This window comes from Neobacillus sp. PS3-12, assembly GCF_030915385.1.
In the GTDB taxonomy this organism is placed as follows: Bacteria; Bacillota; Bacilli; order Bacillales; family Cytobacillaceae; genus JAEVLT01.
The window spans coordinates 1,866,335-1,886,189 of sequence record NZ_CP133268.1 but is presented as its reverse complement, the minus strand read 5'-3'; the positions used below and the strand labels follow the sequence as shown (position 1 = coordinate 1,886,189).

At 40.2% G+C, this 19,855-nt stretch carries 16 protein-coding genes, 1 pseudogene and 1 riboswitch; of the genes and pseudogenes, 8 read left to right on the top strand and 9 right to left on the bottom strand.

All coding sequences use genetic code 11. The features are described 5' to 3' along the window. Positions 1–69: 69 nt before the first annotated feature. The 6 genes from dcuS to RCG17_RS09635 all read left to right on the top strand — a co-directional run bounded on the left by dcuS (position 70) and on the right by RCG17_RS09635 (position 7,048). Positions 70–1,671 carry a DcuS/MalK family sensor histidine kinase gene (gene dcuS, locus RCG17_RS09660; protein WP_308174961.1) on the top strand — a complete coding sequence of 534 codons (1,602 nt, stop codon included), beginning with the start codon at positions 70–72 and terminating at the stop codon, positions 1,669–1,671. Next, a complete protein-coding gene (locus RCG17_RS09655) occupies positions 1,668–2,375 on the top strand; it encodes a response regulator (RefSeq protein WP_308174960.1) in 708 nt (235 codons plus the stop codon). Before dcuS ends, RCG17_RS09655 begins: the two co-directional genes overlap by 4 nt. A gap of 118 nt (positions 2,376–2,493) precedes the next feature. Beyond that, positions 2,494–3,837, top strand: coding sequence for a 2-hydroxycarboxylate transporter family protein (locus tag RCG17_RS09650; protein WP_308174959.1), 1,344 nt, complete (start codon positions 2,494–2,496; stop codon positions 3,835–3,837). A 380-nt stretch (positions 3,838–4,217) separates the two neighbouring features. Then, positions 4,218–5,330, top strand: coding sequence for an RNA-guided endonuclease TnpB family protein (locus RCG17_RS09645; protein WP_308174958.1), 1,113 nt, complete (start codon positions 4,218–4,220; stop codon positions 5,328–5,330). Positions 5,331–5,492: 162 nt separating this feature from the next. After that, on the top strand, positions 5,493–6,332 hold the full coding sequence (locus RCG17_RS09640) for an alpha/beta fold hydrolase (RefSeq protein ID WP_308174957.1): 840 nt from the start codon (positions 5,493–5,495) through the stop codon (positions 6,330–6,332). 287 nt (positions 6,333–6,619) lie between these two features. After that, positions 6,620–7,048 carry a VOC family protein gene (locus RCG17_RS09635; RefSeq protein ID WP_308174956.1) on the top strand — a complete coding sequence of 143 codons (429 nt, stop codon included), beginning with the start codon at positions 6,620–6,622 and terminating at the stop codon, positions 7,046–7,048. Positions 7,049–7,093: 45 nt separating this feature from the next. On the opposite strand, the gene RCG17_RS09630 is transcribed toward RCG17_RS09635, so the two are convergent. Both RCG17_RS09630 and RCG17_RS09625 read right to left on the bottom strand, forming a co-directional pair. Then, a complete protein-coding gene (locus RCG17_RS09630; RefSeq protein ID WP_308174955.1) occupies positions 7,094–9,124 on the bottom strand; it encodes a molybdopterin-containing oxidoreductase family protein in 2,031 nt (676 codons plus the stop codon). 161 nt (positions 9,125–9,285) lie between these two features. Then, positions 9,286–9,456, bottom strand: coding sequence for an acyltransferase (locus tag RCG17_RS09625; protein ID WP_308174954.1), 171 nt, complete (start codon positions 9,454–9,456; stop codon positions 9,286–9,288). A gap of 172 nt (positions 9,457–9,628) precedes the next feature. Between RCG17_RS09625 and RCG17_RS09620 the strand changes: the two genes are divergently transcribed. Continuing rightward, the gene (locus RCG17_RS09620; protein WP_308174953.1) at positions 9,629–10,630 is read left to right on the top strand and encodes a homoserine dehydrogenase; all 1,002 of its coding nucleotides are present in this window, start codon (positions 9,629–9,631) and stop codon (positions 10,628–10,630) included. Positions 10,631–11,043: 413 nt separating this feature from the next. Beyond that, positions 11,044–12,291, top strand: coding sequence for an NADP-dependent malic enzyme (locus RCG17_RS09615; RefSeq protein WP_308174952.1), 1,248 nt, complete (start codon positions 11,044–11,046; stop codon positions 12,289–12,291). A 171-nt stretch (positions 12,292–12,462) separates the two neighbouring features. On the opposite strand, the gene RCG17_RS09610 is transcribed toward RCG17_RS09615, so the two are convergent. The 7 genes and pseudogenes from RCG17_RS09610 to rpiB form a co-directional block, all read right to left on the bottom strand. Further along, entirely contained in the window at positions 12,463–13,047 is a 585-nt protein-coding gene (locus RCG17_RS09610) for an ECF transporter S component (protein ID WP_308174951.1), read from the bottom strand. 167 nt (positions 13,048–13,214) lie between these two features. Next, positions 13,215–13,349, bottom strand: a riboswitch (FMN riboswitch). An 87-nt stretch (positions 13,350–13,436) separates the two neighbouring features. Beyond that, positions 13,437–14,426 (bottom strand): class II fructose-bisphosphatase, encoded by a 990-nt coding sequence (glpX, locus tag RCG17_RS09605; RefSeq protein ID WP_308174950.1) that lies wholly within the window; start codon positions 14,424–14,426, stop codon positions 13,437–13,439. A gap of 101 nt (positions 14,427–14,527) precedes the next feature. Then, positions 14,528–16,543, bottom strand: coding sequence for a transketolase (tkt, locus tag RCG17_RS09600; protein ID WP_308174949.1), 2,016 nt, complete (start codon positions 16,541–16,543; stop codon positions 14,528–14,530). Next, positions 16,527–17,204: a fructose-6-phosphate aldolase gene (gene fsa / locus RCG17_RS09595; RefSeq protein WP_308174948.1), complete on the bottom strand. Its 678-nt coding sequence runs from the start codon at positions 17,202–17,204 to the stop codon at positions 16,527–16,529. The genes tkt and fsa overlap by 17 nt, the downstream gene beginning before the upstream one ends. A gap of 98 nt (positions 17,205–17,302) precedes the next feature. Further along, on the bottom strand, positions 17,303–17,953 hold the full coding sequence (dhaL, locus tag RCG17_RS09590) for a dihydroxyacetone kinase subunit DhaL (RefSeq protein ID WP_308174947.1): 651 nt from the start codon (positions 17,951–17,953) through the stop codon (positions 17,303–17,305). A 12-nt stretch (positions 17,954–17,965) separates the two neighbouring features. Continuing rightward, positions 17,966–18,966, bottom strand: a pseudogene (locus RCG17_RS09585) (dihydroxyacetone kinase subunit DhaK). Next, positions 18,950–19,429 (bottom strand): ribose 5-phosphate isomerase B, encoded by a 480-nt coding sequence (rpiB, locus tag RCG17_RS09580; protein WP_308174946.1) that lies wholly within the window; start codon positions 19,427–19,429, stop codon positions 18,950–18,952. The pseudogene RCG17_RS09585 and the gene rpiB overlap by 17 nt, the downstream one beginning before the upstream one ends. Between the last annotated feature and the right edge of the window lie 426 nt (positions 19,430–19,855).

Sequence of the window (19,855 nt, the reverse complement as noted above, 5' to 3'; positions counted from 1 at the left end):
CAGCCTTTTTGTGTTTTCTGGACTCTTTTTGGGGGAACATTTGTATAGTACCAAGATGGAGGGGAAGATGTGAAAAAGGGAAGATGGAGTTTACAGACGGTTATCATTCTTTTTGTCTGTCTGGTTGTGGCTTTTTCACTATTAATCACAGATATACTGATTAGTTCGAGGGTTGCGAGTGGAACCGAGCAAAGTCAGGCGGAAAAAGCAAGAAACGTGGCGCGGATGGTCGCAAATAGTCCGCTTGTCATCGATGCCATGAGCGGAAAGCGGGATCAAAAAGATATTCAAACGTTTGCCAAAGAAATCACAAAGGCGACCAACGTTTACTTTATTGTTGTCATGGATATGAAAGGGATTCGCCAATCACATCCCGATCCTAAAAAAATAGGAAAACCTTTCTCGGGAGGGGATCAAGGACCTGTCCTGAAAGGCCATGAATATGATTCGATTTCAAAAGGTTCTCTAGGCCCATCTTTAAGGTCTTTTACGCCCATTAAGGATGCAACAGGCAAACAGATTGGAGCCGTTGCAGTCGGAATCTCTTTAGCTAATGTAGAAAATGCTGTTAATAAGAGTCGGCAAGGGATCTTTATTGGTACGATTATTGGGATCTTGGTCGGAATCATTGGGGCTGTCATTTTAGCTCGATATATTAAAAAAATCCTGCTTGGCCTCGAGCCATTTGCGATTGCCAAACTATTAGAAGAGCGAAGCTCCATGCTGCAATCGGTACGTGAAGGTATTGTCGCAGTCGATCAGGAATCGAAAATAACTCTCGTCAATCGGGCCGCTTTAAAGCTTTTTGAAAAAGCAGGTCTGCCTGATAATCCAATTGGAACAAACATTGAAGAATATATGCCGTCAACCCGCTTAAATGAATTATTGAAAACGGGTAAAGTCGACCTGGATGAAGAGCAGGATTTAAACGGTATCACGATTTTAACCAATCGTGTCCCGGTTAAAGTTGGTCATAATATCGTCGGGGCCATTGCCACTTTTCGTGATAAGACAGAGATTCGAGTCCTCGCTGAGCAATTGACAGGGGTGCGTAATTACGCAGACGCCCTCAGGGCTCAGTCACATGAGTTTATGAATAAGCTTCATGTCATTCTAGGGATGGTGCATATGGGCTATTACGATAAAGCGGTGAACTTTATTAATGAAACCGTGAACCATCGAGAAAACGAAATTGGCTTTGTGACAAAAAAAATCAAAGACCCTGTATTAGCGGGATTTCTAATTGGAAAATTAAGTAACGCCAGAGAATCGGGAGTGGACTTGGCCGTGTCCTGTGATCACCCTGTGCCACTGCCGGTTGATTCTGATGTTTCACATGAACTGATTACGATCGTTGGTAATTTAATTGATAATGCGATTGATGCTGTGAACGATTGTAAAGTAAAAAAAATAGATGTTAATTTCGACTATGCGGATGAGATTTTAACGATAGAAGTAAGGGATACTGGAAAAGGAATGGGTGAGGAACAGCAAAACCATATTTTTGAAAAAGGATTCTCCACAAAAGGTGAGAATCGTGGTTTTGGCTTGTATCTTGTCGACCAAGCTGTAAAAAGGCAGGAGGGAGAATTGATTCTCTCATCAAAGCAGGGAAAAGGAACCGTTTTTGCTGTGTACATCCCGTATAAAGAGGAAGTGGACTCTCCATGATTCGAGTGATGATTGTTGAAGATGATCCGATGGTTGCTGAATTTAATAAACGCTACCTGGAGCAAGTGCAAGGATTTAAGTTGATGGCAACAGCAGGGTCTGTAGACGAGGCGATAAAGAAACTTGAAAAACTGGAAATTGATCTTGTTCTGTTGGATATTTTTATGCCAGGGAGACTTGGCCTTGAGCTGTTAACCTATCTTCGTGAGAATGAAAAAGAGACAGATGTTATTATTATTTCAGCCGCCTCGGATCTGGAGCGGATCAAAAAGGCCTTACGGTACGGTGTCGTCGATTATTTAATTAAGCCATTTGAATTTGAGCGTTTCAGTAAAGCATTGGCCGCTTATAAAGAACAAACGAGAGTCATTCAATCGCAAAATCACATTAATCAGGATATATTGGACCAGCAGCTATTGCATCGGGATGATAAGGCGCTGATGGAGGAACTTCCAAAAGGATTAACGAAAGATACCTTGAAACAAATTTGGGAAGCGATTCAGGAATTAAAACATGAACAGTTTTCCACAGAGGATGTCGTCAAGCTTGTTGGCATCTCACGTGTTTCCGTCCGTAAATATTTAAATTTTTTAAAGGATATCGGGATCCTTGATGTAAAGGTCATCTATGGCACAGTTGGAAGACCTGTTTATCAGCATGAATTTAATTTCTTAAAGGAACATCTGATAAAAAACTTTTTGTGAGCAGATATAATTATATCTGCCACTTTTTTTATTTACAAAACAATTTCAAAATTTACATAATATATGAAAGCGTTTTTAAATGACATATTATTGAACTATAACAGAGAGGGGGATAAAAATGGAAACAGCGAAAAATTTGGAAACGTTTTCTACGGATGGGGAGAAAGTTGAACAAAAGAGTTTTTGGGGTAAATTTGGTAGTGTGAAAATAGGTGCAGTGCCATTACCACTTTATATTATCATCGCGCTTGTTGTTTATGCAGCAGCTGTATATAAACAGCTTCCGGCAGATATGCTTGGTGGCTTTGCCGTAATTATGGTCATGGGGATTTTCCTTGGCGACATGGGAATGAGAATTCCGGTGCTGAAGGACATCGGCGGTCCTGCGATTCTATCTCTTTTAGTTCCATCTATATTAGTATTTTTTAATGTCATTAACTTGACGGGTATGAACGCTGTAACCCAGTTAATGAAAACATCGAACTTTTTATACCTTTATATCTCAGTTTTAGTTGTCGGCAGTATTCTTGGTATGAACCGCAGAGTCTTGATTCAAGGCTTTACACGCATGTTTGTTCCGCTAATTGTTGGAACGATTGCCGGGTTAGTTGTTGGCGCATTAGTTGGTTTGCTTTTTGGATATGATATTAAACATACAATCTTCTATATTGTTGTTCCGATTATCGGCGGAGGAATTGGGGAAGGAATTTTACCTCTGTCATTAGGATATGGACAAGTACTTGGAAAAGCATCTGAAACATTTGTTGGTCAGTTGATTCCGGCTGCGGTTATTGGAAATACAGTGGCGATTATTTGTGCCGGTGTTCTTGCAAACTTAGGTAAAAGAAAACCAGAACTTACTGGTAATGGCGTTTTAGTCAAAACAAAAGGCGGCGATGGCATCTCGGGAGCTACTTCCATTGATAAGCCAATCGAATTCCCATTAATGGGTGCAGGCCTTTTGATCGCTTGCAGTTTCTTTATCTTAGGTGGTCTTGGAAATAAATTCTTAGGAATTCCTGGACCAGTTTTGATGATTATTGCAGCAGCAGTAGTAAAAAGCATTAAAGTAATGCCAGCAAAAATGGAACAAGGTGCCTACCACTTATACAAATTTGTTTCTGGAAGTTTGACTTGGCCATTAATGGTAGGTTTAGGAATGCTCTATATTCCTCTTAAAGATGTAGTAAAAATTGTTACTCCAGGATATGTGATTATTTGTGCAGCTGTAGTTTTAGCCATTATGATTTCTGGTTTCTATGTAGGTAAATTAATGAAAATGTTCCCAGTTGATGCAGCGATTGTTACAGGCTGCCACAGCGGTTTAGGCGGAACTGGTGACGTAGCGATTCTTTCAGCTTCAGGCCGGATGTCATTAATGCCATTTGCCCAAGTTTCCACAAGAATCGGCGGTGCTTCAACAGTCATTTTGGCAATCATGTTATTGAAACTATTTAGCTAAAAAATACTCGAGGTATGCTGGGCATGCCTCGGTTTTTTTGTTTTTCGGGCTGGGTCTGATGCAGCCCGAATTTACATTTTTTCGGAGAAAATGATTGCAGGTATTTGGAAAATATACCATAATAGAGAAAACGCATACATAATATAGATTGTATTAATCTTGTTAGCGCGCAGCCTTTTAAAATTGTGGGATACCATTTGCTTCTAATATGCTATCTTATCTGTTTTAAAGGATTTCCGAAAGAAGTCTCCCATCCTCAAGGAATGTGAAGGGCGTAGCCCAATGAGTAGGTGGGAGATGAATTTCGGTTGGCGATAGCCAAATTAATAGTAAAATACAAACAACCGTTCTATACTATGAAGTATAGGGGGTGAATTGATATGACCAAACGAAACAAAGCCTTCAAGTTTCGTTTGTTACCAAACAAAAAGCAAGAAGTGTTATTAGCTAAAACTTTCGGTTGTGTCCGTTTTGTCTATAACAAGATGTTAGCAGAACGTAAGGAAACCTATGAAAAGTTCAAAAATGATAAAGACCTGCTTAAAAAGCAAAAGTTTCCAACTCCTGCAAAATATAAAGGTGAATTTCCATTCCTAAAAGAAGTGGATTCACTAGCTTTAGCGAATGCACAAATCAACCTTCAAACTGCTTATAAAAACTTCTTTGAGGGGAATGCCGAATTTCCAAAGTTCAAAAACCGTAAAGGTAAACAAACCTACACGACTAATTTAGTCAATGAAAATATCGAATTGAAAGACGCTCATATCAAATTACCTAAACTAAAATTAGTGAGAATTAAACAACATAGGGAAATTCCTGCCGATTATAAATTGAAATCTTGTACCATTTCCAGAACAAAGTCAGGAAAATATTATGTGTCTGTCCTGACAGAATACGAGAAAGATATACAGCCTAAAAAAATAGAAAATGTCGTTGGACTAGATTTTGCTATGGCTGAATTATACGTGAGTAGCGAGAATGAGAAAGCCAATTATCCTCGTTACTATCGTGTCATGTCAGAAAAATTAGCAAAAGCACAACGAATTTTGTCCAAACGTAAGAAAGGTTCTGCACGTTGGAACAAGCAACGTCTAGTTGTCGCTAAGTTACATGAGAAAGTGGCGAACCAACGCATGAACTTCCTTCATCATAAGTCAAAAGAATTAGCTTCCAACTTTGATGCAGTCGCCATTGAGGACTTGAATATGAAAGGGATGTCCCAAGTCCTTCATTTTGGTAAAAGCGTTCACGACAACGGTTGGGGTATGTTTACTACTTTCTTAGCGTACAAACTAAAAGAACAAGGAAAACAACTTGTGAAAATTAATAAGTGGTTCCCTTCCACTAAGAAGTGTTCTTGTTGTGATGCAGAAAAACCTATGAAACTATCTGAACGCACCTACCGTTGTTCAGGCGGTTTTGTGGTAGATCGTGACTACAATTCAGCTATCAATATCAAAAATGAAGGATTACGCTTATTAGCCTTATCATAGAAACAAAAACTCTTGGAACAAGAGGGTTAGCTCGGTCCATTTTCGTTAGCTAGTAAAAGTAACGATAAGTCGAGAAGCCAACACTTCAAGCATACCGTAAGGTCAGCTAAGTGGTGGGTAGTTCACAGGGCCTTTTTAATCATACGGAGAGGTGGAAGCGGAATGGAGTTTTATAAAAAAACGATCCATGGACATGACATCCAGGTTGTGGATTACCCCGGAGAAAAGGGCCCGATAATCATGATTCATGGATTAACTGGGTCACATAAATACATGCATTTTTATGCTGAAAAATTAAAAGGTGAGTATCGAATTCTATCAGTAGATTTACGCGGGCGCGGGAATAGTGCAAAAATAAGTTCGGAGTCTACTATTTTTCAACATGCTGAAGACATTCTAGAATTAATCAGAACGTTAAAGCTTGACCATCCGATTCTTTTAGGGCATTCCATGGGCGCATTTATTTCATCAATTGTTGCGAGTAAATTAAACAACGTTAAAGCGGTTATTCTTCTCGACGGCGCAGCCAAAATGTCCGAACACCAAAGAGCAATCGTTCAACCGGCCTTGGGGAGGCTGAGCAAAAAATATTCTGCCAAAGAAAGCTATTTAAAGGAAATCCAACAGATATACTCGATGCTGGGGGTAACTTGGAATGAAACGCTAGAAGAAATTGCCGAGTACGAAGTGGAGCGGGTTTCCGACCACTGGGAAAATAAATCATCTGCGTCAGGGATTTTAGCAGACTTTGAAAGCTTCCAAAACTATGTTCCAAAGGAAGTTTGTTCAAAAATATCCTGTCCAGTGCTGCTTGTTTATGCGAAAGGGGAAATTGGTTCACTTCCGCCGCTTTTTTACCAAAAGGATTACGAAGATACACAAGCATATACGAAGAACATTCAAATGGAGATTTCCGATTGCAATCACTACACAATGGTTTTTGAAAACCGTGAGGATATTAACGGCTATATTGAGGGTTTTTTGAAAAAAATAGATTCTTAAAAAAGAGGGGTGTAAAACTCTTCCTTTTTTAGGATCTATTATATAATTTTTAGTAAATAGGTTAATAGTCGGGGGGCTATTGAATCGTAGAAAAAGCAGTAGTGACACCATTATCAGAACCAGGAAAAAGGAGTAGGACGGGAACTAAAGAGTGTGGTGCCTGTGCTCATGAAAACTTAATCGTATTTGTTGCGAACATTTGTTCTTTGTCTTATAATTGGAATATCGGTAATAATAGGAAATGTGCCGATGGGCAATTACAAATGAGAAAATAGGAGTTGGAGACGATGTCACTACGATTAATTCCCTACTTTGTGATGAATGGAAATGCAAAAGAAGCGATTCAACTTTATGAAAAAGCACTAGGTGCTCAAGTACTTTTTAGTCAATCCTTCGGTGAAATGCCTGAAAATCCTGACTATCCTCTGCCAGCAGAGGCAAAAGACCTTATATCACATGCAACGATTAAAATTGGGGAAACGGATGTCATGCTTTCTGATACCTTCCCAGGCCAGGAACATCATAGCGGAAATCAGGTTACGATCTGTATTTCAACCGACGATGCAGATGCAGTACGAACAATGTTTGATGCACTTAAGGATGGTGGACAGGAAATAATGCCGCTGCAAGAGACATTTTTTAGCCCTGCTTATGGCCAGCTAATTGATAAGTTTGGTATAAGTTTTCAGTTTTTTACCGAAGGCAAGCAACATTAATGAACATAAAAGGCTTTGTACACATTACACGTACAAAGCCTTTTTTCACGATATTGGTTCAACCTGAACTCTTCCAGAAAAAAAGGTAGCACCGTTCCCCATATCTGCCACTCGATCAGGAGTAAGCGAGTTAACCAAAGCATTGCCTTCCCAAAGACCCTGGGTAACAACCACTCCCGGCAGTACACTTTCCCCAACCGCTGCTCTAATTACACATTGGCCGCGATTATTCCAGATGCGAACCATCTCGCCGTCCCCAATCCCGAGGGATTCGGCATCATCCCGATTTATGTACAAGCGCAGTTCTTTTTCAAGACTTTGATGTTTTTCATTGTTTGAAAAAGTAGAGTTTAAGAAATGCTGATTTGGGCCAGGAACAAACAAAAATGGAAAATCTCCATCGTCCTCTAGCGGTATGTATGTTGGCAGAGCTGGATGTCCATCACTCTTCATTTTCTCGGAATATAACTCTATTTTTCCGCTTGGCGTTGCGAGACTTCCAGGAAACAATGGTTTTACCTTTGCCTTTAAATATTGCTGCTCCTGCAAGCCTTCATAAGTAATACCCTCCAAATAAGGATTACTTGGATGATCAAGAGCCCCGGCAATCATATCTGATTCTGTCTCCTTAAAGCAGGCATCATCAAAGCCCATCTCTTTAGCGAGCAAACGGAAAACTTCAACATTTGATTTTGATTCCCCATAAGCTGGAATAACAGGCTGCTGGATTTGCGCATAATGATGCCAATAAGACGTATATAAATCCCTGTTTTCCAACGACGATGTTGCAGGTAAAATGATATCTGCATATTTGGCTGTTTCTGTTAAAAATAAATCATGCACAACCGTAAATGAATCTTCCCGCGCCAGCCCTTTTCTGACTTTATTTCCATCAGGCGCTACAACTGCCGGATTGGTACCATACACATATAAGGATTTTATCGGAGGGTCTAGTGAAAGTAACGCATTACCTAATAGATTCATATTAATCACACGTGTATTCTTTTTTTGAAGCAATTCAGGACGCTGGAGGTAGCTGCTGTTAATGGTTAAATAGCTGGGATTTCCTTTGATCGCACCGCCGCCTTTCACAAGCCATTGCCCCGTTAAAGCCGGCAGACAGGAAATTGTCCGAATGCACATACCGCCATTATCATGATGCTGCGGACCGTTCCCAATCCTGATAAAAGACGGTGATGTTCTCCCATACATGCGCGCTAATTGATAAATATCCTCCACAGGAACACCAGTTATTCCCGAAACCGTAACAGGGTCGTACTCGATGACATGTTCACGTAGCTTCTCATGGCCGACTGTATATTTTTCTAGAAAAGCAGGATCAACCAGGTTTTCGGCAAAAAGGATGTGCATCAACCCTAATGCGAGAGCACTGTCGGTTCCAGGCATGATCGGAATGAACCAATCCGCAAAGCGGGCTGTTTGATTTTTGTGGACATCAATGACAATGATTTTTGCCCCATTTTTTCGCGCTTTTTGGGCCAATGCGACTTGATGCATGTTAGTACTGACAGCATTTATTCCCCAAAAAATAATAAGCTTGGCATGTACCATATCTTCCGGGTCTGTTCCATACATGCCGCCCATCGTATATTTATAGCCAACTGCCCCAGCAGCACTGCAAATCGATTGGTCAAGCCTTGAAGCACCTAAACGATGAAAAAAGCGCCGATCCATGCCTTCAGCCGAAAGCCTTCCCATATTTCCATAAAAGCTGTAGGGAAGAATACTCTCAGAACCATGTTCTCGGATGAGATTTTTCCAGTGGGAGCAAATGGTTTGTATCGCTTCTTCCCAGCTGATCCGTTCAAATTCCCCAGAGCCTTTTTCGCCTGTCCGTTTTAATGGATACTTCAGACGCTTTTCGTCATAAATCCGATGGGTCATATTCCGTACTTTATTGCAAATATGCCCCTTTGTTACGGGATGGTCGGGATCTCCTTCGATTCTTACTATTCTTCCATCTTTCTTATGAACAAGCAGGCCGCATTGATCAGGACAATCGAGCGAACAAACAGAAGGAAAAACACCATTAGGCTGATTTACATAAGCTGACATGAAAAGGCTCCTTTCACTTAATAAGGATGTCCGTATCAAAGATGAAAAACCATGAAATTACTATATTATTAAAAACGGAATATGTCACTAAAAAGGGAACTCGTAATGATAGAAGAATCGACAATTGGGGACTGACTTAAGGAGAACATCGAAACCTTATTTTAAAAATCAAATTTTTGCACGAAGTTGCAATGGGAACATGCTCTGCCCACCAATTTTTTTGTTTCAACATCTTCATAATAGACCTCATCAAACCCGCAAACTTCACACTCTATGACATGGAATATTTTTCGGATTCCAAATACAGCATCCAATAAGTGATCAAAATACATTTCCCACACCTCGCCTTATTATATTTCTATATTAAAATATAATAGAAAAAAACCGCTGATAAGGCCGAACGCTGTCGTTATCCTGTTTAAAGTTTACGACAATTTTTTTAACTTGCGAAAAACATCATTGATTGAAATAATATTTTTATCATCAGACACGGGGGATGGTTTTATGAAAAAAAGAATTTTAATCGCTGGATATGGAACAGTCGCGAGAGAACTAGTAAAGTTGATTCAGGAGAATTCAAACAAAATTAAACGAAAGTATGGATTAGAATTCGTTGTAACCGGGATTGCAGGCAGTAAAGGAATCGTTTATGAAAAAGAAGGCATTCAGCTGCAAAAATTAGTAGAATTGGGAGTTGGTTCAGAGGCACTTTTGCACTTCTCGCCAGATTTGAGTGAACCCACATTTGACCAAGACGTTTTGATTGATTGCACGCCAACTAATATCGAGAACGGTGAACCTGGTCTTACCTATATTCTGAATGCCATCGATGCTGGGATGGATGTGGTTTCTGTTGCCAAAGGTGCACTAGTCCATTCTTTTAAGGAAATTAAGCAAAGATCAGAACAAAAAGGGACCAGATTGAAATACAGTGGGGCCACTGCTGCTGCTCTTCCAACCATCGATATTGGCGAATACAGCCTTGCCGGAAGCACGATTACAAAAATTGAAGGCATTTTAAATGGAACCTCCAATTTTATTTTGACTAGCATGAATGAAAATGAACTAACTTTTGATGAGGCTCTTAAAACGGCCCAGGAAAAAGGAATTGCCGAAGCGAATCCGGCATTAGACGTCAAAGGCTTTGATACTGCCTGCAAGCTGTTGCTGCTCTCGAATAGTTTATTAGGATTAGACTATTCTCTAAAAGATATAAAAATAAGTGGTATTGAAAACGTAACAAAAGCGGATATGGAAAACGCAAAACTTAGGGGTGGCCAGATCAAATTACTGGGCCGTGCAATCAAAGAAAACAATCAAGTTACATTAGAAGTTGCGCCCCGTGAACTAAGCCAAGACCATCCGCTTATTCATGTAAAGGGTACAAATAAAGGAATCCTTTTTGAAACAACAGAGATGGGAGAAATTTGCTGCACAGGCGGAGCCTCACATCCAAGAGGAGCCGCTGCCGCCGCACTTAAGGACTTAATAAATCTTTACCGATAAATGATTAGCTCGTATCTGATCTTCGGACACATGAATGTTCAATTACTGCGGTTGTGTCCAAAGTCAACCTAACTTTGGACAGAGGGAAGTAAAATAGCATAGGTATGTCCGAAGTCAATAAATCTTCGGACAGAAAAAGAAAAAATACCGCAGATGTGTCCGAAGCCCAGGGCATCTTCGTGCAAATGGATTTCTTGGCACTCTGGACACCAACCTAAAGCTGGATGGTGTTTTTACGTTATTAACTGAAAAAAAGCCAAAAAAGAATTTTTTGTGAACTTTTCACAATATAGTGGTAACAATTTTGTGAAAACACTTACGTACAAAAAAAGATAGGAGTATAACAATACTTGAAGGGCATATGAAAACAAAATAATTTAGAGAGAGACAAACACAAAGAGGAGAGGGAATAAATGTCAAACTTACGAGAAGAAGCATTAAAGATGCACAAAGAACATCAGGGGAAGGTTGGAATCTATTCGAAGGTTTCGGTAAGTAATGGGAAGGATTTAAGCCTGGCATATTCTCCTGGGGTAGCAGAACCATGCCTGGATATCCATGCTGACGAAAGTAAAGTTTATGATTATACTTCAAAAGGAAACCTTGTAGCGGTTGTTTCAAACGGAACGGCTGTCCTGGGACTTGGACATATTGGTCCGAAAGCAGCAATGCCTGTAATGGAAGGTAAGGCAGTTTTATTTAAATCATTTGCAGATGTGGATGCATTCCCAATTTGCTTAGCAACTACTGACACGGAAGAAATTATTAGAACTGTTCAACTGTTGGAACCAACCTTTGGCGGGGTGAACTTGGAAGATATTGCAGCACCGCAATGCTTTGAAATTGAAGAGCGCCTTCGTAAAACATGTAATATCCCTGTTTTTCATGATGACCAGCATGGTACTGCAATCGTAACAGCTGCTGGATTGCTCAATGCCTTAAAATTAAACCATAAAAAAATCGAGGATATCCGTGTTGCGGTTAACGGAGCAGGTGCAGCAGGTGTAGCGATTGTTAAACTTATGCTTCGCATGGGTGTAAAAGATGTTATTTTGTGTGATACAAAGGGAATTATTTATGAGGGTCGTCCTTTCGGTATGAATCCATTCAAAGATGAAATGGGCAAGATTACAAACCGTGAGAAAAAACAAGGTACATTAGCTGATGCATTAGTTGGTGCCGATGTGTTTGTCGGTGTATCTGCAGCAGGTGCTGTGACAAAAGAAATGGTCCGCTCGATGCACCGTGACCCAGTTATTTTTGCGATGGCCAACCCAGTTCCAGAAATTATGCCAGATGAAGCAAAAGAAGCAGGAGCACTTGTGATCGGTACAGGACGGTCTGACTTCCCTAACCAAGTGAACAACGTTTTGGCGTTCCCTGGAATTTTCCGTGGTGCTTTGGATGTTCGTGCCAAAGAAATCAATGAAGAAATGAAGATTGCCGCCGTTAATGCGATTGCCGGATTGATTTCCGATGAGGAATTGAACGCTGACTATGTCATTCCAGATCCATTCGATCCCCGTGTTGCAGCCCATGTTGCAGCAGCAGTAGCTTTTGCAGCAATGGAAACAGAAGTTGCCCAAAGGATTGTCAATGTTGAAGATATTAAAAAACGTTTATTAGAAATGGCAGAACAAAAACAACCAATATTATCCTAAAAGACTTTGAGGATTATAGAAAAAAGAGATGGAGGTTTCTCAAACCCCATCTCTTTTTCTATGATTAGAAGGTAATCATCCCGGCAGAGGTGAATGTGATTATAAAAGATAAGGGCTTTATCGCAAAAAAAGGATAGATCAGCGTTTGTCTGATCTATCCTTATATTCCTTTTACGATACATTCTTTAACGAAGCTTGTTTGGCAATCCATGGTTTCATCCGAGTAAACAACAAGAAGAATACTGCGCTCATGATGATTCCCTTAATCAGATTAAATGGAAGGATGGCTGTCACAATCATTTGGCGTGCTTGCGCTGAAGACATCGCCGGTGAATTTAAAAACCAAGTGTAAGCTGGGAGAATGAGGTAGTAATTTAACACACTCATGATCACAGACATTGATATGGAGCTGATCACTAACGAAATTACCATACCTTTACGGGTTTTTAATTTTTGATATAAATAATAGGTTGGAAGAACAAATACAATACCAGCAATAAAGTTAGCAATTTGTCCAACTGGAACGCCTGTCGGGGCTCCAACTGCAAAATAGTTTAGGACATTTTTTATAAACTCTACTAAAATACCTGCCACTGGCCCAAAAATCAATGCAGCAATCAGCGCTGGAATATCGCTGAAATCGACTAATAGAAAATTTGGAAGCGGCGGTATTGGAAAATTTAATAGCATGAGAATGGCTGCAATGCTGCCTAGCATCGCAATTGATACGGTTACTTTTACCTTTGAATGTTTCATTTTTTTTCCTCTCTCCTTTGTGATCCATCCACTTCAGAAGAAAGGTCCAGCATTATCAGCTTTTGCCCTGTAAAAATAGAAAACCCTCAAGCTATCGACTTGAGGGAGAATAATCAGGCACGCTTAATAAACGTTCAATGTTGTATTTTTTTGAACGAATGCAGAACCTCCACCTTCTCCCATCCAGACTATACTGTCGGCTTTGGAATCACACCAAATCCTGCCTAAAAATTAGGCTCGCGGGCTTAGAAAAGTTTTTCAATACCGCCGATCGGGAATTTCACCCTGCCCCGAAGATAGATCAAATATTTGATTTTAACTTAATTATACTGCAATAAATTCAATTTGATAAGAGAAATGCCCTATTTTTTTTATAAAAAATGCCAAATTTAATAGATGCTGTCTGGTGAAAAGCGTCCATTTACAAATTGAACATTTTTCATTTTTCCGCCGGAAATGACCAAAGAATGGGTAAGCATCTCACCTTGGTTGTTTTTCTTTACGCCGTTTAACAACATTCCGTCGGTAATCCCTGTTGCTACAAAAAAGCAGTCATCAGTTTTGACAATATCATCTAGTGTCAATGCTTTCTCAGGGTTGGTGATGCCCATCTTTAGACACCTGTCAAATTCAGCTTGATCTTGAGGCACCAATTTTGCCTGGAAGTCACCACCAAGACACTTTAGCGCTGCTGCCGTAATAACTCCCTCTGGTGCACCACCAGTTCCCACTAGGAGATCCACCTGGATTTCATCAAAGGCTGTTGCAATGGCCCCGGTAATATCAACATCAGAAAATAGCTTCACACTGGCTCCGGCTTTAAAGACTTCGTCAATTAACTCCTGATGCCGCGGGCGTTCCTGGATCATAACAGTAAGCTCGTTTACTGGTTTGCCAAGGGCCTTAGCGACAGCTTTCATATTATCGGAAAGCGGTAATTCAATGTCAATGCAACCTTTTGCTTTTGGCCCGACAGCAATTTTTTTCATATACATATCGGGGGCATGGAGTAAGCTTCCCTCGCTGGCAACGGCGAGAACTGCAAGTGAATTATTTTTCCCCTTTGCCATTTTTGTTGTCCCCTCAACAGGGTCAACAGCAATATCAACATGGGGGCCGTTGCCTGTACCAAGCTTTTCATTAATATAGAGCATCGGTGCTTCATCCATTTCACCTTCACCGATGACAATGACTCCGTTCATATCAATCAGATTCATGCGATGCCGCATAGCTTCCGTTCCCGCTCCATCGGCTTCCATTTTATTACCGCGTCCGATCAATGGGTAGCAAGCAATGGCAGCCTGTTGGGACACAGCAAGAAAATCCATTACTAAACTCTGGGTGCACACAGTTCCGACAGGGTTGGCATTTGTCTTCATAAATGATTCTCCTTTTTTAATAGATATGTAAAATAGTATGATACAAATAAAAAAGACTGTAAACCTTAAAAATAGATATACAGTCTATAGGATATACTAATTCACTTTAAAAGTAACCCTTCATTTATAACAGCTTTTGCTTGTTCTACCACATTTTCTACAGTAAAGCCAAAAAGTTTCATTAAATGTTCACCAGGGGCAGAGGCACCAAATGTATCAATACCGATGATGCTGCCTTCCCGACCTACGTATTTCTGCCAGCCAAAGGTTGTTCCCATTTCGCAAGCTAAACGGCGTTGATTACTTGATGGTAGGACAGATTCTTTATATTCATCCGTTTGTTTTTCGAATAACTCCCAGCTTGGCATACTGACGACAGCAGCGGTAATACCCTGGTCACCTAGTACTTTTTGAGCTTCAACTAATAAAGAGACCTCTGAACCTGTACCAATAAGAATAATATCGGCGTTTTGGCCTTTTGCTTCAGAAAGAACATATGCACCTTTTGTCACGCCATCTCTTGCTTTTTCCTGGCTTCCAGGAAGAATCGGCAGGGCTTGACGGCTCAAGGCAAGCATAACAGGATTTTCTTTTTGACCAAAAGCATAGCGGTAAGCTTCTGCTGTTTCATTAGCATCCGCTGGGCGAATCACGGCTAGACCTGGCATTGCTCGAAAAGCAGCGAGCTGTTCAATTGGCTCGTGGGTTGGTCCATCTTCCCCGACAGCAATCGAATCATGTGTCATCACATAGGTGACAGGGATGCCCATTAATGCTGCAGACCGTACTGCTGATCGCAAATAGTCGGAGAAGACAAAGAATGTACCGCCAAAGGGCTGGACTCCGCCATGTAAAGCCATGCCGTTTAAAATTCCGCCCATGGCAAATTCACGGACACCGAACCAAATATTTTTACCTTCAAAGCTGCCAGGTTTCACATCGCCTGCACCTTTTAATGCTGTTTTATTGGAAGAAGCAAGGTCCGCAGAACCACCAAAAATTGTTGGCAAGTTCTCAGTAATTTGATTCAAAGCAACACCGGATGCATCCCTTGTTGCCATTGCTTTATGATCTTCAGAATAAAGCTTTAAGATTTGATCCCAGCCAGCAGGCAAGCGTCCATCAACAATTGCTTCTACTTCTGCTGCTAATTCTGGAAACTCCAAACGGTAATTTACAAAACGACTGTACCATTCTTCTTCAAACTTAGTTCCTTTTTCACGATAAATAGCTTTTAAGGCTTCTACCTCTTCCGGCAATGTAAAGGGAGGGAGTCCCCAACCGTAGCTTTGTTTTGCCAATGCAGCTTCTTCTGCACCAAGTGGCGCGCCATGTGCTGCAGACTTTCCAGCTTTGTTTGGACTGCCATAGCCAATAACCGTTTTGACTTCGATGATCGTTGGTTTGTTTTTTTCAGCTTTTGCTGATGAGATTGCTTCATTGATCTCGTCAAGATCATTGCCATCCTCAACAACCAGTGTCTGCCAGCCGCAGGATTGGAATCTTCCCGTGATATCCTCTGAAAATGCATGATCCAAGTCGCCATCTAATGAGATTTTGTTAGAATCATATAGTAAGATTAGTTTTCCTAAGCCAAGATGGCCGGCAAAGGAGGCAGCTTCATATGAAATTCCTTCCATTAAACAGCCATCACCACATAATAAATACGTATAATGATCGATGATTTCATGATTTGGTCGGTTATACATTGCAGCAAGATGGGCTTCCGTTAAAGCCATCCCGACACCCATTGCAATTCCTTGCCCAAGAGGACCTGTTGTTGCGTCAACGCCGGCTGTATGTTTATATTCAGGATGACCTGGAGTTTTGCTGCCCATTTGCCGAAATTGCTGTAATTCAGACATAGGCATATCAAAGCCAAACACATGAAGTAAGCTATACAATAGGGCCGATCCATGACCTGCGGATAGTACGAAGCGGTCGCGGTTAAACCAATCCGGATGATTTGGACTGAATTTTAGATGGTTTTTCCATAAAGCTGTAACAGCAGGGGCTGCTCCCATTGGCAATCCTGGGTGTCCTGACTTTGATTTTTCAATCATATCAATCGAAAGGACGCGAAGTGATTGGACAACTTGATTATCGAGTGACTGCATGTTTTTCTCCTTCTAGCGCCTGATTAAAGGAAGACCAATCCTTCAAAAATGCATCGATTCCCTTGTCTGTTAATGGATGTGCCCATAGCTTAGGGAAGAGCGAGCCAGGAATGGTAGCAATATGTGAACCTGCTTCGGCTGCAGCTTCGACATGTCCAAGATGACGAACGCTAGCAGAAATGATCTCCGACTTTAATCCATAATTATCGAGAACAACTTTTAACCGTTTAATTAGATCCATTCCGTCAATGCCAATGTCATCAAGTCTTCCAAGGAATGGGCTGATAAATGTTGCACCAGCTTTTGCTGCCATTAAGCCTTGGGCAACAGAGAAGATCAAGGTTACATTTGTTTTAATGTTTTCTTGCGATAAAATATGAACCGCTTTCAATCCTTCTTCAGTCATTGGAATTTTTACGACAACATTTGGTGCCCATTGCGCAATGACTCGTGCTTCTTTCACCATTTCGTCTGCTTTGAGGCCAATTACTTCTGCGCTGACAGGTCCGTCTACAATACTGCAAATCTCTTTAATTACTTCTTCAAAAGGACGTCCTTCTTTTGAAATAATGGTAGGGTTTGTAGTTACACCATCAACAAGCCCTAAAGCATTGATTCGTTTAATTTCTTCTACATTTGCTGTATCTAGGAAAAATTTCATGATTACCCGCTCCAATCTATTTAGTTTTAAGAAAGAACACCTCTTGCAAGTTGTAAAATAAGGAGATTTTACTATGAAGAGGTGTTCGTTAATTTCTATTAAACTAGTTGTAAAGATTTAATCGTGGATAAGAATGTGTTAAGAATTAAGAAAGCAGATGTTGCGCCAGGGTCCTGGTTTCCAATTGAACGCTCTCCAAGACGACTGGATCTGCCTCGCTTAGATAACATATCTTTTGTTGATTTCATTCCTTGTTCTCCAGCAGCAACAGCCTCTGAAAACGCAATCATAAAATCGTTTGACTGTTCAAAGCTGCTCTTTAAGGCTTCTGCTGCCGGCTGAAGGGTATCAATCATGGTTTTGTCGCCAACCTCTGCTTGACCTCTTTCTTTTACTCCTCCAATAAAAGCAACCCAGAAATCATGAAGGTCTTGATCTGTTAATTCCGTTTTATTTTGGAATGCCTTTGCACCTCGTAAAAATCCCGTAGCGTACAATGGACCAACAGACGAGCCAACGGCACTTAAAAAGGTTCTGCCGGTTGTGATACAGATCTTTGTGCAATCTTGTTCTTCCGAAAGCTCATCATTTAACTTTTCATTCACAGCCTGCCAGCCAATCGACATGGTGACACCGTGATCACCATCACCTAGTTTTCTATCAAGCTCTGATAAATAATCCTTATTTTCTTCTATTATATTAACTACATTTTTTAAAAACGTTTTCAAATTTTCAGAAGTAATTTTCATACCGAATCCTCCTTATTTTTGAACATACATTGGGCAATCTGCTGGATAATCGATAAGTTCAGCCAGTTCCTCATCTAATTTTGTTATTGTGATGGACGCACCGCCCATTTCTAAGGATGTACTATAATTTCCTACATATGAACGGTGGATATGGATTCCCTTTTCAGTTAGTACTTCTTCTACTCTTCTAAAAAGTATATATAACTCCATCCGAGTGGTAGACCCTAAACCATTGACAAGTACAGCAACCTTTTCTCCTTCTATCAAAGGCATATCGTTTAAAATATCGCCTAATAAGCGGTCTACAACCTGATCAGCCGGGAGAAGTTTACCTTTCTCGATACCAGGCTTACCATGGTGTCCAAGTCCGATTTCCATCTCATCTTCTTCGAGTTCAAAACTAGGTTTTCCGGTTGAGGTAAATAACATGGGGAGAGACCAACACCCATTGTTCTCGTATTTTGGTTTGTTTTATTAGCAATTTCAACGACTTGATTTATGTCATAGCCCTTATCTGCAGCTGCACCAACGGTTTTGTACACGAAAAATTCGCCTGCAATCCCCCTGCGTTTGTGGCTTTCCTCTTTTGGGGCTGATGCTACATCGTCAGTTACAATTACAGTTTCCACTTTAACACTTTCTAAATCAGCAAGTTCAGCTGCCATACCAAAGTTCATTATATCGCCGGCATAGTTCCCGATTATGTAGACTACTCCAGCCCCTTTATCAATGGCTTTTGTCACCTCTAAAACGGGATCGGGTGGAGGGGATGCAAAAATATTACCTACAGCAACTCCATCTGCCATTCCATCACCAACATATCCCATAAAAGTTGGCTCATGACCAGAACCACCGCCAATTAGGATTCCAACTTTTCCAGGGCGGGTTTCTCTCATAGTTACCAAAGATCTAGCGTTCTCCGATAATTGTTTAATATATTGAGGATGAGCTTTAACGTAACCTTGAAGCATTTCCTCTACAACATGATCAGGGTTGTTAACAAGTTTTTTCATAATAGTTATTACCGCCTTTTAAAAATTCTTGTTCTTTATCGATAATTTGTTGTACCTTTCTACCTGAGTTTCCACCAGTAAACTCAGATTCAAGATAGGCTTTTACTACCTGTTTCGCAATCTCAACCCCAATAACTTTGGCCCCCATAGTTAATACCTGGGCGTTATTACTTTTTTGTGCACGTTCAGCTGAATAAGTATCATGACAAAGGGCAGCTCGAATACCAGGAACCTTACCAGCTGAAATTGCCATACCTATTCCAGTTCCACAAATTAATATACCTCTATCAATTTTATTATCATTAATGGCAGTTGAAACAGTAAAAGCTACTCCTGGATAATCAACCTCCTCGCAGGAAAAGCAGCCGTAGTCAAAGACTTCATGGCCTAGCTCTTCAACATACTTTTTTACTTGTTCTTTCATTTCATAGGCATTGTGGTCAGAACCTAGCCCAATTCTCATTATATCTCTTCCTCTCTGTCTTTTGTTTTGTATTTTTTAAAAATTCTCATATATAGCTATCAATATTTTTTCATTTATTTTTTTTGTTGTCAATAATATTTTTATTTTCTTTTGTTATTTTTCGTTTATTTATATATTTTTGTATAAAAAGGGACAAAAACAGCTAAATTCAAATGATATATTCTATTTCTTAATTTATTTTTATTATTTTCTTTCATTTGTAAAAATGTATTTCACCCACTAACGAATAAATATGCTAATATATATGTTGAAGCTTTACAAACAAAAAAATGTTCATTATTCCCAATTTTAGTTTGCCAATAAGTTTCTACCCTTAAAGTTCTAATAAGGTCTATATAAATTGTTGTGTTTATTGATGTTTATTATTGAGTTGAACTTAATTTGTTAATAATTTGAATAAAATTA

What these genes read in the sequence shown, in the direction of transcription:
- RCG17_RS09615 (WP_308174952.1), top strand. Translation starts at nt 11,044, where the DNA reads ATGTCAAACTTACGAGAAGAAGCATTAAAGATGCACAAAGAACATCAG.
- dhaL (WP_308174947.1), bottom strand. Translation starts at nt 17,953, where the DNA reads ATGAAAATTACTTCTGAAAATTTGAAAACGTTTTTAAAAAATGTAGTT.
- RCG17_RS09645 (WP_308174958.1), top strand. Translation starts at nt 4,218, where the DNA reads ATGACCAAACGAAACAAAGCCTTCAAGTTTCGTTTGTTACCAAACAAA.
- glpX (WP_308174950.1), bottom strand. Translation starts at nt 14,426, where the DNA reads ATGAAGACAAATGCCAACCCTGTCGGAACTGTGTGCACCCAGAGTTTA.
- RCG17_RS09610 (WP_308174951.1), bottom strand. Translation starts at nt 13,047, where the DNA reads ATGAAACATTCAAAGGTAAAAGTAACCGTATCAATTGCGATGCTAGGC.
- fsa (WP_308174948.1), bottom strand. Translation starts at nt 17,204, where the DNA reads ATGAAATTTTTCCTAGATACAGCAAATGTAGAAGAAATTAAACGAATC.
- RCG17_RS09630 (WP_308174955.1), bottom strand. Translation starts at nt 9,124, where the DNA reads ATGTCAGCTTATGTAAATCAGCCTAATGGTGTTTTTCCTTCTGTTTGT.
- RCG17_RS09635 (WP_308174956.1), top strand. Translation starts at nt 6,620, where the DNA reads ATGTCACTACGATTAATTCCCTACTTTGTGATGAATGGAAATGCAAAA.
- rpiB (WP_308174946.1), bottom strand. Translation starts at nt 19,429, where the DNA reads ATGAGAATTGGGCTAGGTTCTGACCACAATGCCTATGAAATGAAAGAA.
- RCG17_RS09655 (WP_308174960.1), top strand. Translation starts at nt 1,668, where the DNA reads ATGATTCGAGTGATGATTGTTGAAGATGATCCGATGGTTGCTGAATTT.
- RCG17_RS09650 (WP_308174959.1), top strand. Translation starts at nt 2,494, where the DNA reads ATGGAAACAGCGAAAAATTTGGAAACGTTTTCTACGGATGGGGAGAAA.
- tkt (WP_308174949.1), bottom strand. Translation starts at nt 16,543, where the DNA reads ATGCAGTCACTCGATAATCAAGTTGTCCAATCACTTCGCGTCCTTTCG.
- RCG17_RS09625 (WP_308174954.1), bottom strand. Translation starts at nt 9,456, where the DNA reads ATGTATTTTGATCACTTATTGGATGCTGTATTTGGAATCCGAAAAATA.
- RCG17_RS09640 (WP_308174957.1), top strand. Translation starts at nt 5,493, where the DNA reads ATGGAGTTTTATAAAAAAACGATCCATGGACATGACATCCAGGTTGTG.
- RCG17_RS09620 (WP_308174953.1), top strand. Translation starts at nt 9,629, where the DNA reads ATGAAAAAAAGAATTTTAATCGCTGGATATGGAACAGTCGCGAGAGAA.